Genomic DNA, 14,356 nt, shown 5'->3' with positions numbered 1-14,356 from the left:
ATCAGTTCCGCTGAGGCGACCATCTGACCTCATTCGATACCCATGCGCCGTTTGGCCCGATGCGCCGAGCCGTCGCGCATCGCCCAGCGCAGTACTGGCGCGGTGCGTTGCAGCCCCAGGCGGATCATGCGCCGCTGCAACGGGCCGTGCTGCAGGCCGAGCATGGCCTGGGCCCAGCCCGGCAGCAGGTCGATGCCGGCGTGCAACATCAGCTTGCCCACTGGCTGTGCCAGGCGGCTGGGGGCGGGGGCATCGAGCAGGATGCCGACCACCTCATGGCTGCGGGCGTCGCAGTGCAACTGCGGCCGCATGCGCTGCAGGTAGTCCTCGACCTGCTGGCACGAGCGCGGCACGTCGCGGGCGCCAAGGCGCTCGGCAATCAGCGCGATCTCTGCGTAGTAGGCATCCTGCTCGGCGCGCGCAAGGTGCGGGTTGCGGTAACGCAGGTGGGCGGCGAGGAAGCTGCTGACTTCCGCCACATGCACCCAGGTCAGCAGGTCCGGGTCGCTGGCCGCATATGGGCGGCCATCCGGCGCGGTGCCGGTCACCTGCAGGTGGATGGTGCGCACCTTGTCGATCAGCCACTCGGCATCGCGGGTGGCGCCGAAGGTGGTGCCGGAAATGAATTGGCTGGTGCGGCGCAGGCGGCCGAGCAGGTCTTCACGGAAGTTGGAATGGTCCCACACCCCGGCCAGGGCCAGCGGATGCAGCAATTGCAGCATGAGGGCGCTGATGCCACCGACCAGCATGCTCGGGAAGTCGCCATGTACCCGCCAGCTGATGCTGTGCGGGCCGAACAGGCCGGGGTCGCCCTTGGGCGATTCCAGATCGAGCTGGCCGAGGGCCAGCCCGGTAAGGCTCATGACCTGGGTTTCGATGCGGCGGCGAAGGGCTTCCATGGCGACCTGTGGTTCAGGGCGGCCATGAACAGCGGCCGCCGGTTACTGGTTGAGGCGTTTGTCGATCAGGCCCTGCACCACGCTTGGGTCGGCCAGGGTCGAGGTATCGCCCAGGTTGTCGAGTTCGTTGCAGGCGATCTTGCGCAGTATACGCCGCATGATCTTGCCTGAGCGGGTCTTGGGCAGCGCCGGGGCCCACTGGATCAGCTCGGGTTTGGCGAAACTGCCGATTTCCTTGCTGACCAGGGCCAGCAACTCGGCCTTGAGCGCGTCGTCCGGCGTTACGCCATTCATGGGCGTGACGAAGGCATAAACGCCCTGGCCCTTGAGGTCGTGGGGGTAACCGACCACCGCCGCTTCGGCGACGCTGTCATGCAGCACCAGCGCGCTTTCCACTTCGGCGGTACCGATACGGTGGCCGGAAACGTTGATCACGTCATCGATACGCCCGGTGATCCAGTAGTCACCATCGGCATCGCGGCGGGCACCGTCGCCGGTGAAGTAATAGCCGGGCATCGGCTTGAAGTAGGTGTCGACCATGCGCTGATGGTCGCCATAGACGCTACGGATCTGCCCGGGCCAGCTGGCCTTGATCACCAGCAGGCCGGCACCGGGGCCTTCGATGAGCTTGCCCTTTTCGTCCAGCAGCACTGGTTGTACGCCGAACATGGGCTGGGTGGCACAGCCGGGCTTGAGCGACTGCGAGCCGGGCAACGGGGTGAGCATGATGCCGCCGGTTTCGGTCTGCCACCAGGTATCGACGATGGGGCAGCGCTTTTGCCCGACTTCCTCGAAATACCACTCCCAGGCTTCGGGGTTGATCGGCTCGCCGACGCTGCCCAGCAGGCGCAGGCTCTGGCGTGAAGTGTTTTGCAGCGGCGCGGAGCCTTCGCGCATCAGCGCGCGCAGGGCAGTCGGGGCGGTGTAGAAGATGTTCACCTGGTGCTTGTCCACCACTTGCCAGAAGCGCGAGGTGTCCGGGTAGTTGGGCACGCCTTCGAACATCAGCGAGATCGCGCCATTGGCCAGTGGACCATAGACGATGTAGCTGTGGCCGGTGACCCAGCCGACATCGGCGGTGCACCAGAACACCTCGCCGTCTCGGTAGTCGAACACCACCTTGAAGGTGAGGGTGGCCTGCAGCAGGTAGCCGCCGGTAGTGTGCAGCACGCCTTTGGGTTTGCCGGTGCTGCCGGAGGTGTAGAGGATGAACAGCGGGTCCTCGGCCTCCATCGGCTCGGGAGCGCAGTCGTCGCCGGCCTTTTCCGTTGCCTCGTGGTACCAGAGGTCACGGCCTTCGGCCCAGGCGACATCGCCGCCGGTGCGGCGCACCACGAATACGCTGCTGACCGCGGGGCAGCTGGCCAGGGCCTTGTCGACGTTCTGTTTCAGCGGGATGCGTTTACCGCCGCGCACGCCTTCATCGGCGGTGATCACCGTACGGCAGTCGGCATCGAGGATACGGTCGCGCAGGGCATCGGGCGAGAAGCCGCCGAACACCACCGAGTGGATGGCACCGATGCGGGTGCAGGCAAGCATGGCGAAGGCGGCCTCGGGGATCATCGGCATGTAGATGCACACCCGGTCGCCTTTCTTCACCCCGCGTGCTTTCAGCGCATTGGCCAGGCGGCAGACCTGGCGGTGCAGTTCGCGGTAGGTAATGGCCTTGGAATCCTTGGGGTCATCGCCTTCCCACAGCAGGGCGGTCTGTTCGCCGCGTCGGGCCAGGTGGCGGTCGATGCAGTTGTAGCTGACGTTGAGCTGGGCGCCGTCGAACCAGCGGGCGCTGCCGGTCTTCAGGTCGCATTGCTGCACGCTCGACCAGGGTTTTATCCAGTCCAGGCGCTTGGCCTGTTCGGCCCAGAAGGTGTCGGGGTCATCCACCGACTGGCGGTAGAGGCGGCGGTACTCGTCGGGGGTGAGGGCGGCGGACTGGCTGACGGCCAGGGCCTGGGGGTAGTTGCGGATATCGAACATGGCGGGTGGTCCTGCTCTTGTAAGGGGCGATGGACTGCAACGGCTATTCGATAGGACAGTGTAGCCAGAGGTGATGTTCCTTGAGGGTAGACTCGGTCCCTGTAGGAGCGGCCCATCGCGACACAAGGCCGCTCCTACACGGAGCGACCGTGTGACGGCTTTGGGATCAACCGCGGTGACGGCCGCGGAAGTAGTTGATCAGGCCTTGGGTAGAGCCATCTTCAGCGCTGTCTTCCAGGCTGCCGACAAGGCGTTGGTAAACGCCCTTGCCCAGTTCCTTGCCCAGCTCCACGCCCCACTGGTCGAAGGCGTTGATGCCCCAGATCACGCTCTGTACGAAGACCTTGTGCTCGTACATCGCCACCAGCGCGCCCAGGCGGCGTGGGCTGATGCGCTCCACCACCAGGGTATTGCTCGGGCGGTTGCCCGGGATGACCTTGTGCGGGGCCAGCTTTTCGATGTCCGCTTCGTTCAGGCCTTTACCACGCAGCTCGGCTTCGGCTTCCTCGCGGGTCTTGCCCAGCATCAGCGCCTGGCTCTGCGACAGGCAGTTGGCGTACAGCCACTGGTGATGGTCGGCCACCGGGTTGAAGCTCACCACTGGCACGATGAAGTCGGCCGGAATCAGCTGGGTGCCCTGGTGCAGCAACTGGTGGTAGGCATGCTGGCCGTTGCAGCCGACGCCGCCCCAGATCACCGGGCCGGTGTCGGTTTTCACCGGGGTGCCGTCCTGCAGCACGCTCTTGCCGTTGGACTCCATGTCCAGCTGTTGCAGGTGCTTGGTGATGTTGCGCAGGTAGTGGTCGTACGGCAGGATCGCGTGGCTCTGGGCGCCCCAGAAGTTGCCGTACCACACGCCCAGCAGGGCCAGCAGTACCGGCATGTTCTTTTCGAACGGCGCGGTCTGGAAGTGCTGGTCCATGGTGTAGGCACCGGACAGCAGTTCCTTGAAGTTGGCGGTACCGATGGCCAGGGCGATCGGCAGGCCGATGGCCGACCACAGCGAGTAGCGCCCGCCCACCCAGTCCCACATCGGGAAGATGTTTTCTTCGCGGATGCCGAAGGCCACGGCGGCGGCCTTGTTGCTGGAAACGGCGATGAAGTGGCGGTACAGCTCGGCTTCCGAGCCGCCCTGGGCCAGGTACCAGGTACGCGCGGCCATGGCGTTCTTCAAGGTCTCGAGGGTGTTGAACGACTTCGATGAGACGATGAACAGGGTGGTTTCGGCGCGCAGGTTGGCCGACAGCTCGTGGAACTCACTGCCGTCGATGTTCGCCAGGTAGTGGCAGCGCACGCCGCGCTGGGCGTAGGGCAGCAGCGCCTCGGAGACCAGCTCGGGGCCGAGGAACGAGCCACCGATGCCGATGTTGACCACGTCGGTGATCGGTTTTTCGCTGTAGCCGCGCCACAGGCCGTCGTGGATGCGGCCGACCAGTTCGGTGATCTGGTTGAGCACCTTGTGCACTTCCGGCATGACGTTCACGCCGTTGACGCTGAGCTTGTCGCCCACCGGCCGGCGCAGGGCGGTGTGCAGCACCGGGCGCCCTTCGGAGGCGTTGATGATTTCGCCACTGAACATCGACTTGATGGCGTCCTGCAGGCCCACTTCGTTGGCCAGGTTCACCAGCAGGTCGCGGCTTTGTTCGGTGATCAGGTTTTTCGAGTAGTCGAGGAACAGGCCGCAGGAGCTCAGGGAGAACTGGTCGAAGCGCTTGGCATCGGCGGCGAAGGCTTCGCGCATGCTGAAACCTTGCATGGCGTCGCGGTGTTGCTGGAGCGCCTGCCAGGCGGGCAGGGCCGTGACATCGTGGGGTGTACGGTAATACGCCATTGCGCGGGGTTCCCTTGGTGCGTGGTGAGACCTTGGACACGGCACTCATTGCCGGGTTCAGGCTGGCACCATTATAGGCAAAGGCCACTTGCAGGGAATGGGTATGGCGGGGAATTTGGGGGAGGCAACTGTCTTGTATTGCCTGTACTGGCCTCATCGCCGGCAAGCCAGCTCCCACAGGGATAGCGCATGGCTCGAGGCCGATGCGGTCGAGGTGGGAGCTGGCTTGCCGGCGAATGGGCTGCAAGGCAGCCCCAGGCCGTTACGCGGTCTTCTCTTCCAGATGCAGGTACAGGTTGTCGATCAACCGTGTGTTACCCAGGTAAGCCGCCGCGATTACCACCAGGTCTCGATCATCGATCACTGCGGGGCGCAGGCTCACGGCATGACGCACTTCCAGGTAATCCGGCCGGAAACCAGCGGCGGTCAACTGCGCCTTGCCTTCGGCAACCAGCGCGGCAAAGTCCCGTTGGCCACGGCCGATGCCGGCAGCGATGTGCTGCAGCGTGCGGTACAACGCTGGCGCCGCAGCACGCTGCTCAGGCGTGAGGTAACCGTTGCGCGACGACAGCGCCAGGCCGTCCTCGGCCCGCACGGTGGGCTCGCCGATGATCTGGATCGGCATGTTCAGGTCGCGCACCATGGCGCGGATCACCGCCAGCTGCTGGAAGTCCTTTTCACCGAACACGGCAAGGTCGGGCTGGACCATGTTGAACAGCTTGCTGACCACGGTGGCCACGCCTTCGAAATGCCCGGGCCGGCTGGCGCCGCACAGGCCTTCGGAAAGGTGGGGCACGCTGACGCGGGTTTGCACGCTCATGCCGTCGGGGTACATCTCTTCGACACTGGGCGCGAACAGCAGATTGCAGCCAGCCTGGAGCAGGCGCTCCTGGTCGGCGGCCAGGGTGCGCGGGTACTTGTCGAGGTCTTCGTTGGCGCCGAACTGCAGCGGGTTGACGAAGATGCTGGCGACCACGAAATCGGCGCGCTGCGCAGCCTTGGTCACCAGGGCGGCATGGCCGCTGTGCAGGTTGCCCATGGTCGGCACGAAGCCGATGCGCTTGCCTTCACCGCGGGCGCGGGCGACTGCGGCGCGCAGTTCGCGGACGGTCTTGACTGTATTCATGCACTGAACCCGTGTTCGCTGCCTGGGAAGCTGACTTGCTTGACCGCCTCGACGTAAGCGACGAGGGCGCTGTGGATATCCGGCTGGCCTTGCATGAAGTTCTTCACGAACTTCGGTACCCGGCCGCTCAGCGACAGGCCGAGCATGTCGTGCAGGACCAGTACCTGGCCATCGGTGCCGCTGCCGGCGCCAATGCCGATCACCGGGATGGATACGGCACTGGTGATTTCCGCCGCCAGTTCGCTGGGCACGCATTCGAGCAGCAGCATGGCTGCACCGGCCTGTTCCAGAGCAATGGCGTCGGCGCGCATCTGCCGGGCCTGGGCTTCCTGGCGGCCCTGCACCTTGTAGCCGCCCAGCACGTTGACAGTCTGCGGGGTCAGGCCCATGTGCGCGCACACCGGCACGCCACGCTCGGCCAGCAGGCGGATGGTCTCGGCCAGCCAGGCAGCACCTTCGATCTTGATCATGTGGGCGCCGGCCTGCATCAGCGTGGCGCTGTTGGCGAAGGCCTGCTCCGGGGTGGCGTGCGCCATGAACGGCAGGTCGGCGAGGATCAGCGCGCCGTCGTTGCCACGTTTGACGCTGGCGGTATGGTAGGCCATGTCCGCGGTGGTCACCGGCAGTGTGCTGTCGTGGCCTTGCAGGACCATGCCCAGCGAGTCGCCCACCAGCAACACTTCGACACCGGCCTGGCTGGCGGCCTTGGCGAAGGTCGCGTCGTAGCAGGTCAGCATGGTGATTTTTTCACCCTTGGCCTTGAGGCCATTGAGGGTGGTCAGGGTTACTTCAGGCATGTAGGAAATTCCTCGTTCAGGCGCTGTAAGAAACGACTGCATTCAACGCGTGTAGTCATCTTCCGGAGCGGCACATCATCGCGCGTGATGTTCGGGCACAGGTCCGTCCGGGCCTAAATACGGGTATGCGGCACTTTGGTGCCACACGGGACGCCTATAGTCGTGAGCGAGGTTGGGGAAGTCAATCACCCTGTTACCGCATTGTTACGATCAGGGTGTTACTGGCGTTACCGCGCCAGTGTGCAAGGCTGGAACGCCCGGTTTACAGGCGTTCCAGGCCGACGAGCGGGCAGTCGTCGAGCAGTTGCGCGAGGGCGCGGCCGTCGGCCAGGCGGAAATCGCTCGGTACCAGTTCCGCCAGCGGGTACAGCACGAAAGGCCGGGCATGCATGTGGTAATGCGGCACTTTCAGGCGCGGCTCATCGAGCACCTGGTCGCCGAACAGCAGGATGTCCAGGTCCAGTGTGCGCGGGCCCCAGCGTTCCTTGCGCACGCGGCCCTGATCGTTCTCGATGGCCTGCAGTGCATCGAGCAGGGCCAGCGGTGACAGGGCGGTGTCCAGGGCGGCGACGGCGTTGGTGTAGCGCGGCTGGCCGGGCAGCAGCGAATCGCTGGTGTACAGGGCCGAGGCCGCCACCAGGCGTGTGGCTTCGACCTGGTCGAGGGCCTGCAAGGCGCTGCGCAACTGCTCGGCAGGTGCATCCAGGTTGCTGCCCAGGCCGATATAGGCGCGGGTACTCACTCGAAGGCCTCGTCGCCACTGCGCTTGCGCTTGCCACCGCTACGCTTGCGTTTGCGCGGGCCGGCGCCTGTGCCTTCGTCACGGCTGCCCAGCTCGCGGATCATCTCGCGGCGCTCGCTGTCGTTGGCATCCTGGTAGTCGGTCCACCACTGGCCGAGGTCGTCGGTTTCTTCCCCGGCGCTTTCACGCAGCAGCAGGAAGTCGTAGCCGGCGCGGAAGCGCGGGTTGTCCAGCAGCATGTCGGCGCGCTTGCCGCTGCGGCGTGGCAGGCGCTCCTGCATGTCCCAGATCTCGCGGATCGGCAGGGTGAAGCGCTTGGGGATGGCGATGCGTGCGCATTGCTCGGCGATCAGGTCGTGGGCCGCACCGTTCATGGCCGGGATCGGCGGCACGCCCTGGTTCTGCAGGTGCAGCACGCGGGCCGGCAGGGCTGGCCACAGCAGCGCGGCGAAGAGGAAGGCCGGGGTTACCGGTTTGCCTTGCTTCACGCGCAGGTCGGTGTTGTTCAGCGCCTGGCTGATCAGCGTGTGGGTGTAGGTCGGGCGCTCGTCCAGGGCATGCGAACTGGCCGGGAACAGCGGCTCGAACAACTGCAGGTCGACCAGCATCTCGAAGACGATGGCGCCTTGGCCGGAGAGGAACAGCTTGAGGCTCTCTTCAAACAGGCGTGCTGGCGGAATCTCGCGCAGCAGTGGGGCCAGCTCGCGGATCGGCTGGACCGTGTGCTTTTCGATGCCGAAGTCGAGCTTGGCGGCGAAACGCACCGCGCGCAGCATGCGCACCGGGTCTTCCTGGTAGCGGTGGGTAGGGTCACCGATCAGGCGCAGCAGGCGGTTGCGAATATCGTGCACGCCGTTGGCGTAGTCGAGGATGCGCTCGCTGACCGGGTCGTAGTACAGGGCGTTGATGGTGAAGTCGCGACGTTGCGCGTCCTCTTCCAGGGTGCCATACACGTTGTCACGCAGGATGCGGCCACTGGCATTGTGCGACGAACGGTGGCTGTCGCCCTGGTCGTCTTCCGAGTGGTGGGCGCGGAAGGTGGCGACTTCGATGATCTCACGGCCGAAATGCACGTGGACCAGCTTGAAGCGGCGGCCAATGATGCGCGCGTTGCGGAACTCGGCACGGACCTGTTCGGGGGTGGCGCTGGTGGCGACGTCGAAGTCTTTCGGCGTGATGCCCAGCATCAGGTCGCGGACACAGCCACCGACCAGGTAAGCCTGGTAACCGGCGCTCTGCAGGCGTTCCACGATGTTCACCGCATGGCGGCTGAACTGGTGGCGTTGCAGCGAGTGCTGGCTCTTGTTGATCACCTCAGGCGTGGTGCGCCTGTGGTGCGGGCCCGGTACGGGCGGGCGGAACGACTGGAACAGCTTCTTCAGCATGGGATGCACTGTTTGAAGGAATGTTCGGCCAAGAATAGGAGAATGGCCGCATGATGGGCGGGGATTCTAGCATTTACTCAAGGAATGGTGTAGGCGGTAGCAGGATGCCTGCCGGAAGGGTAGAAACGACAAGGGGAGCCTAAGCTCCCCAAGAAGTCGTTGCGTGCTCTTATTGTTTTTTTGCTGGGCTTCTTGTTTTTGTTGAGTGCCCTGTCCACAAATCTCGAAGCTTGTGGACGACCCCCAATCCAGGGGTTAAGAGCAAACGGATTGCTTTGGTCGCTGATGTCACGTTGATCTGTCGATCCAACCAGTTCAGGCGCTGCTTTTTAGTGCAGTTTTTATTGTTCTCTGCCTGGTTGTGGGGCAAGCCCCAAACACGCATCCTCTCCAAAAGAATCAGTTAGCTGCGCCTCCGCCGTCTTGTTTTTATTGTGCGTGAGCCGTTTCGTCTTGTTCTTATTCTGAGTTGCAGTGCTTGTTATTGTTCTTGTACCAGACATATAGCAGGTGCCGTGCCAACTTTCGCAAACCCAGTAAAATCAATGGGTTGGAGGTGGTGAGCAGTTTTTCAGCGGTCGAAAATGTCGAAATTTCGTTACCGTACGCCTCGGGAACTGTTACGGCGGAAAGCTTGGGTAACAGATTTTTGCGGGGGCTGATGTGTTACCTGGGGTGTGTGCGCTGGCTTTGCTGGCCCTTTCGCGGGTGAACCCGCTCCCACAGGGGCTGCGCAGGTTTCGCTAAATCTCGGTAAGCCGGCTTCTACAAGGATTGCACCACCCTTGAGGGCAGTGAGATTTCTGTGGGAGCGGGTTCACCCGCGAAGAGGCCGGAACGGCAGATAGAGAGGGATCAGGGCAGGAGGAACCTCCCGCCCAGGCAGCGCGGTTACTCGCTGGTAGCGTTGCTCTTGCGCCGAGGGATACCCAGGCGCTGGCGGCGTTCCCACAGGCACTTGCGGCTGACCCCGAGCTTGCGGGCCAGTTCGGTCTCGGTCATGTGGTCCTGGTGCTCGAGCACGAAGTGCTGGAAGTAGTCTTCCAGCGACAGGTCCTCGGTCGGCTCATGGCTGGCATTCGCCGAACTGGCCACGACCAGGGCGTTGTCGAGGATTTCGTCCTCCTCCAGGTCGCCCAGCTCGATGTCGATGCCCAGCAGGTCGGCGGAAATTTCTGCGCTCTCGCTGAGGATCACCGCGCGCTCAACGGCGTTTTCCAGCTCTCGCACGTTACCCGGCCAGCTGTAGTGACGAATGGCCTGCTCGGCTTCGGCCGAGAAGTGCAGGTCGTCGCGGCCGATGCGCGCGCTCTGGCGGGCGAGGAAGGCGCTGGCGATCTCGTTGACGTCGCTGCCGCGCTCGCGCAGGGCAGGCAGTTTCAGGGCGATCACGTGCAGGCGGTAATACAGGTCTTCACGGAACTGGCCGGCCTTGGCCAGGTTCTTCAGGTCGCGGTGGGTCGCGGCGATCAGGCGTACATCGACCTTTTGCGACTGTACCGAACCCACCCGGCGAATCTCGCCTTCCTGCAGCACGCGCAGCAGGCGCGCCTGGGCTTCCAGCGGCAGTTCGCCGATTTCGTCGAGGAACAGGGTACCGCCATCGGCAGCTTCCACCAGGCCAGCGCGCCCGGCGCTGGCGCCGGTGAACGCGCCTTTCTCGTGGCCGAACAGCTCGGACTCGATCAGTGTCTCGGGGATGGCTGCGCAGTTCACCGAAATCATTGGTGCCTTGGCCCGACGCGACAGGTTGTGCAGGGCGCGTGCGACCAGCTCTTTACCGGTGCCCGACTCGCCCTGGATCAGCACGTTGGAGTCGGTGGGCGCGACCTTGCGGATCTTGCTGTACATGTCCTGCATTGGCGGGCACGAGCCGATGATGCCGATTTCGCCATTGGCGGCTGCCGCGCTGCCTTTGTCGGCCGGGGCGGCCTTGCCATTGGTGGCGCGTGGCTCGGCCGCCGGTGCGGCAGCTGGGGCGTTCTGCCGGTCGCGCAGGATACGCGCCACCGCTTGCAGCATCTCGTCGTGGTCGAAGGGCTTGGCGATGTAGTCCACCGCGCCCATTTTCATCGAGTCTACCGCCGAGCGCAGGCTGGCGTAGCTGGTCATGATCAGCACCGGGGTGCCCTGGCCGAGCTTGATCAGCTCGGTGCCGGGCGCGCCAGGCAGGCGCAGGTCGCTGACGATCAGGTCGAAGGTGGCAATGCTGAAGCGTTCCTGGGCTTCCTGCACCGAGCCGGCTTCGCTGACCTGGTACTGGTTCCGTTCGAGCAGGCGACGCAAGGCCGAGCGGATGATGGTTTCGTCTTCGACGATCAGAATGTGCGGCATTGATTCAATTCTCTCGACGGTCTCGAATTTCAGGGGACGTCGCTACGACATGCCGGGGCAGGGTCACGCGGATCCGGGTGCCACGTTGCCGTTCGATATCGGCCGGGCTGTCGATGGTGATTTGCCCATAATGCTCTTCCACGATGGAATAGACCAGAGCGAGCCCCAGTCCGGTTCCTTCGCCCGGGTCCTTGGTGGTGAAGAAGGGTTCGAACAGGCGGTCCATGATGTTCTTCGGGATCCCGCTGCCCTCATCCTCGACGATCAGGTCGACGGTGTGCTCGCTGACTTCGCTGCGCACGCGCACGGCGCTGCCGGGCGGCGAAGCGTCGCGGGCGTTGGAGAGCAGGTTGATCAGAACCTGGGCCAGGCGCTGCGGGTCCCCTTCGGCCCAGTGCTCCGGGTCGCAGAGGTTGAAGAACTGTACTTCGAAATTGCGCCGGTTCAACGCCAGCAGACCGATGGCGTCCTGCGCCACTTCGGCCAGGCATACCGGCTCTTCGCTGTTCTGGTGGCTGCCGCCGGCATGGGCGAAGCTCATCAGCGACTGGACGATGCGCGATACCCGCTTGGTCTGTTCGAGAATCTGGCTGGACAGCTCGATGATTTCGCCATCGCCCTCACGCTCCTCGCGCAGGTTCTGCGCCAGGCAGGCGATGCCGGTGATCGGGTTGCCGATCTCGTGTGCCACGCCGGCGGCCAGGCGGCCGATGCTGGCCAGGCGTTCGGAGTGCACCAGCTTGTCTTCCAGCGCCTGGGTTTCGGTAAGGTCCTCTACCAGCAGCACCAGGCCGCTGTTGCCCGGGGCCAGCGGCTCGTCGATGGCCGCCTTGTGCAGGTTCAGCCAGCGCGGCTGGCCGTCCAGCGCCAGGCGCTGCTTGTGCAGGTGCTCGTCGGGCACGTTGATGAAGCCTTGCAGCAGGCCGCGCCAGGGTTCGCTGATGGTGACCAGGCGCGAGCCGACCACGTGCTTGGCAGCGATGCCGGTGAGCTCTTCCATGGCCTTGTTCCACATCAGGATTTCCTGGTCCTTGGCCAGCGAGCAGACGCCCATGGGCAGTTCCTGCAGGGTCTGGCGGTGGTAGCGGCGCAGGGCGTCGAGCTCGGCGGCCAGGCCGGTCAGGCGCGAGTGGTAGTCTTCCAGGCGGCTTTCGATGAAGTGGATGTCCTCGGTCACGTAGTTTTCGTTACCGGACTTGTACGGCAGGAAGGTCTCGACCATGTCCTGGGCCACGCTCGGCCCCATCAGGCCGGACAGGTTGGCCTCGATACGGTCGCGCAGGCGGCGCAAGGCATAGGGGCGGCGCTCGTCGAATGGCAGGTAAAGGTCGCGCAGGGCCTGCTCCACCTCCTTCTGTGCGGCCTTGGCGCCCAGCGGCTTGGCCAGTTGGGTGGCGAACTCCTGTGGCGAGGCGGCGTGCAGTTCGCGGCGTTGCGGGCGGCGCACATTGTCCACCGCGCAGGCTTCGGCGGCGCTGACCTCTTCGTTGCTGGCGTTGGTGAACAGTGAGATCAGGGTGAACAACAGCACGTTGGCCGCCAGCGAGGCGATGGCCGCCATGTGCCAGCTGGTGTCGTCCAGCACGTAGATCATGTCCAGCAGCGGGATGTAGAAGCCCTGCAGGTTGCCCAGCAGTGGCAGCAGCATGGTCACCATCCACACCAGGGTGCCGGCCAGCAGGCCGGCGATGAAGCCACGGCGGTTGGCAGTCGGCCAGTACAGTACCGACAGCACGCCCGGCAGGAACTGTAACGTGGCCACGAAGGCGACGATGCCCAGGTTGGCCAGGCTCTGGTGGTTGTTCTGGGTCAGGTAGAACATGAACCCGGCGGTGATGATGGCGACGATCAGCGCGCGGCGGGTCCACTTCAGCCAGCGGTAGATGTTGCCTTCGGCCGGCGGCTGGTACAACGGCAGCACCAGGTGGTTGAGGGCCATGCCCGACAGCGCCAGGGTGGTGACGATGATCAACCCGCTGGCGGCCGACAAACCGCCGACGTAGGCCAGCAGCGCCAGTGCCTGATTGTTGGCGGCAAGCCCCAGGCCCAGGGTGAAGTACTCGGGGTTGGTGGTGGCGCCCAGGCGCAGGCCGGCCCACAGCACCAGCGGCACGGCCAGGCTCATCAGCAGCAGGAACAGCGGCAGGCCCCAGCTGGCACTGACCAGCGAGCGCGGGTTGAGGTTTTCGGTGAAGGCCATGTGGTACATGTGCGGCATGACGATGGCCGACGCGAAGAACACCAGCAGCAGGGTGCGCCATGGGCCTTCCTGCAGCGGCGTATGCAGAGCCGCCAGGGCGGTCTGGTTCTGCAGCAGCCACACTTCCAGTTCGTGCGGGCCGCCGAACACGCCATACAGGGCGTACAGGCCGATACCGCCCAGGGCCAGCAGCTTGATCACCGACTCGAAGGCGATGGCGAACACCAGCCCTTCGTGCTTTTCGCGTGTGGCGATGTGCCGCGAGCCGAAGAAGATGGTGAACAGGATGATCAGCGCACAGAAGGCGAAGGCCACCCGTGCCTTGACCGGTTCACCGGTGAGGATGCTGATCGAGTCGGCCACCGCCTGGATCTGCAGGGCCAGCAAGGGCAGCACGCCGATCAGCATGATGATGGTGGTCAGCGCCCCGGCCCAGGTGCTGCGGAAACGGAACGCCAGCAGGTCGGCCAGCGAGGAAAGCTGGTAGGTACGGGTGATCTTGAGGATCGGGTAAAGCAGCACCGGCGCCAGCAGGAACGCACCGGACACCCCCAGGTAACAGGCAAGGAAGCCGTAGCCGTACTGGTAGGCCAGGCCCACCGAGCCATAGAAGGCCCAGGCACTGGCGTATACGCCCAGCGACAGGGTGTAGGTCAGCGGGTGGCGAATGATCGAGCGCGGGATCAACCCCCGCTCGCTGATCCAGGCCACGCCGAACAGCACCATGAGGTACGCGGCGCTGATCAGGATCATCTGGGTCAGGCTAAAGCTCATCGGCATCTCGTTGGCTCTGCAGGATGAAGGTGACGACGATCAGGATCAGCCAGAGCAGGTAAGGGCGATACCAGGCTCCGGTCGGTTCGATCCACCAGTCCATGATGGCCGGGGAGAACAGGTAGATCCCCACGACCAGAAGCAGGACCAAACGATAGATGTACATGCTGGCCTCGATGGTTGGGCGCTGCGGGCTTGGACTTATTATTGGCGCAAATGGCTGGGCGGATGCTAGCGGGAATCCATGGTGTTCGCCAAGAGGTTGAATTTATTGGGCTTTTGTTTTTGAGG

The 14,356-nt window shown here is 64.4% G+C and carries 10 protein-coding genes; all 10 read right to left on the bottom strand.

Features of this window, described 5'->3' with window-relative positions:
* Window positions 1–29: 29 nt before the first annotated feature.
* Window positions 30–899, bottom strand: a complete 870-nt coding sequence (locus ABNP31_RS22605; RefSeq protein WP_350012783.1) for an oxygenase MpaB family protein — start codon at window positions 897–899, stop codon at window positions 30–32.
* 42 nt (window positions 900–941) lie between these two features.
* Window positions 942–2,876, bottom strand: coding sequence for an acetate--CoA ligase (acs, locus tag ABNP31_RS22600; RefSeq protein ID WP_085617912.1), 1,935 nt, complete (start codon window positions 2,874–2,876; stop codon window positions 942–944).
* 166 nt (window positions 2,877–3,042) lie between these two features.
* The gene (pgi, locus tag ABNP31_RS22595; protein ID WP_025340692.1) at window positions 3,043–4,707 is read right to left on the bottom strand and encodes a glucose-6-phosphate isomerase; all 1,665 of its coding nucleotides are present in this window, start codon (window positions 4,705–4,707) and stop codon (window positions 3,043–3,045) included.
* A gap of 262 nt (window positions 4,708–4,969) precedes the next feature.
* Window positions 4,970–5,833, bottom strand: coding sequence for a pantoate--beta-alanine ligase (panC, locus tag ABNP31_RS22590; RefSeq protein WP_085663617.1), 864 nt, complete (start codon window positions 5,831–5,833; stop codon window positions 4,970–4,972).
* Window positions 5,830–6,630: a 3-methyl-2-oxobutanoate hydroxymethyltransferase gene (panB, locus tag ABNP31_RS22585; RefSeq protein WP_025340690.1), complete on the bottom strand. Its 801-nt coding sequence runs from the start codon at window positions 6,628–6,630 to the stop codon at window positions 5,830–5,832. Before panB ends, panC begins: the two co-directional genes overlap by 4 nt.
* 262 nt (window positions 6,631–6,892) lie before the next feature.
* On the bottom strand, window positions 6,893–7,372 hold the full coding sequence (gene folK / locus ABNP31_RS22580; protein ID WP_085663618.1) for a 2-amino-4-hydroxy-6-hydroxymethyldihydropteridine diphosphokinase: 480 nt from the start codon (window positions 7,370–7,372) through the stop codon (window positions 6,893–6,895).
* Window positions 7,369–8,757: a polynucleotide adenylyltransferase PcnB gene (locus ABNP31_RS22575; protein ID WP_015271847.1), complete on the bottom strand. Its 1,389-nt coding sequence runs from the start codon at window positions 8,755–8,757 to the stop codon at window positions 7,369–7,371. The genes folK and ABNP31_RS22575 overlap by 4 nt, the downstream gene beginning before the upstream one ends.
* 891 nt (window positions 8,758–9,648) lie before the next feature.
* Window positions 9,649–11,091 (bottom strand): sigma-54-dependent transcriptional regulator, encoded by a 1,443-nt coding sequence (locus ABNP31_RS22570; protein ID WP_013974271.1) that lies wholly within the window; start codon window positions 11,089–11,091, stop codon window positions 9,649–9,651.
* 4 nt (window positions 11,092–11,095) lie between these two features.
* Entirely contained in the window at window positions 11,096–14,071 is a 2,976-nt protein-coding gene (locus ABNP31_RS22565; RefSeq protein ID WP_025340687.1) for a sensor histidine kinase, read from the bottom strand.
* A complete protein-coding gene (locus tag ABNP31_RS22560; RefSeq protein ID WP_003250005.1) occupies window positions 14,055–14,231 on the bottom strand; it encodes a hypothetical protein in 177 nt (58 codons plus the stop codon). The genes ABNP31_RS22565 and ABNP31_RS22560 overlap by 17 nt, the downstream gene beginning before the upstream one ends.
* Window positions 14,232–14,356: the final 125 nt, after the last annotated feature.

Source organism: Pseudomonas asiatica (assembly GCF_040214835.1).
Lineage (GTDB): Bacteria > Pseudomonadota > Gammaproteobacteria > Pseudomonadales > Pseudomonadaceae > Aquipseudomonas > Aquipseudomonas putida_Z.
This window is presented reverse-complemented; position numbering and strand designations above follow the sequence as displayed.

Excerpts from the sequence above, each read along its gene's own strand:
- ABNP31_RS22605 (WP_350012783.1), bottom strand. The coding sequence starts at position 899 with ATGGAAGCCCTTCGCCGCCGCATCGAAACCCAGGTCATGAGCCTTACC.
- acs (WP_085617912.1), bottom strand. The coding sequence starts at position 2,876 with ATGTTCGATATCCGCAACTACCCCCAGGCCCTGGCCGTCAGCCAGTCC.
- pgi (WP_025340692.1), bottom strand. The coding sequence starts at position 4,707 with ATGGCGTATTACCGTACACCCCACGATGTCACGGCCCTGCCCGCCTGG.
- panC (WP_085663617.1), bottom strand. The coding sequence starts at position 5,833 with ATGAATACAGTCAAGACCGTCCGCGAACTGCGCGCCGCAGTCGCCCGC.
- panB (WP_025340690.1), bottom strand. The coding sequence starts at position 6,630 with ATGCCTGAAGTAACCCTGACCACCCTCAATGGCCTCAAGGCCAAGGGT.
- ABNP31_RS22575 (WP_015271847.1), bottom strand. The coding sequence starts at position 8,757 with ATGCTGAAGAAGCTGTTCCAGTCGTTCCGCCCGCCCGTACCGGGCCCG.
- ABNP31_RS22570 (WP_013974271.1), bottom strand. The coding sequence starts at position 11,091 with ATGCCGCACATTCTGATCGTCGAAGACGAAACCATCATCCGCTCGGCC.
- ABNP31_RS22565 (WP_025340687.1), bottom strand. The coding sequence starts at position 14,071 with ATGCCGATGAGCTTTAGCCTGACCCAGATGATCCTGATCAGCGCCGCG.
- ABNP31_RS22560 (WP_003250005.1), bottom strand. The coding sequence starts at position 14,231 with ATGTACATCTATCGTTTGGTCCTGCTTCTGGTCGTGGGGATCTACCTG.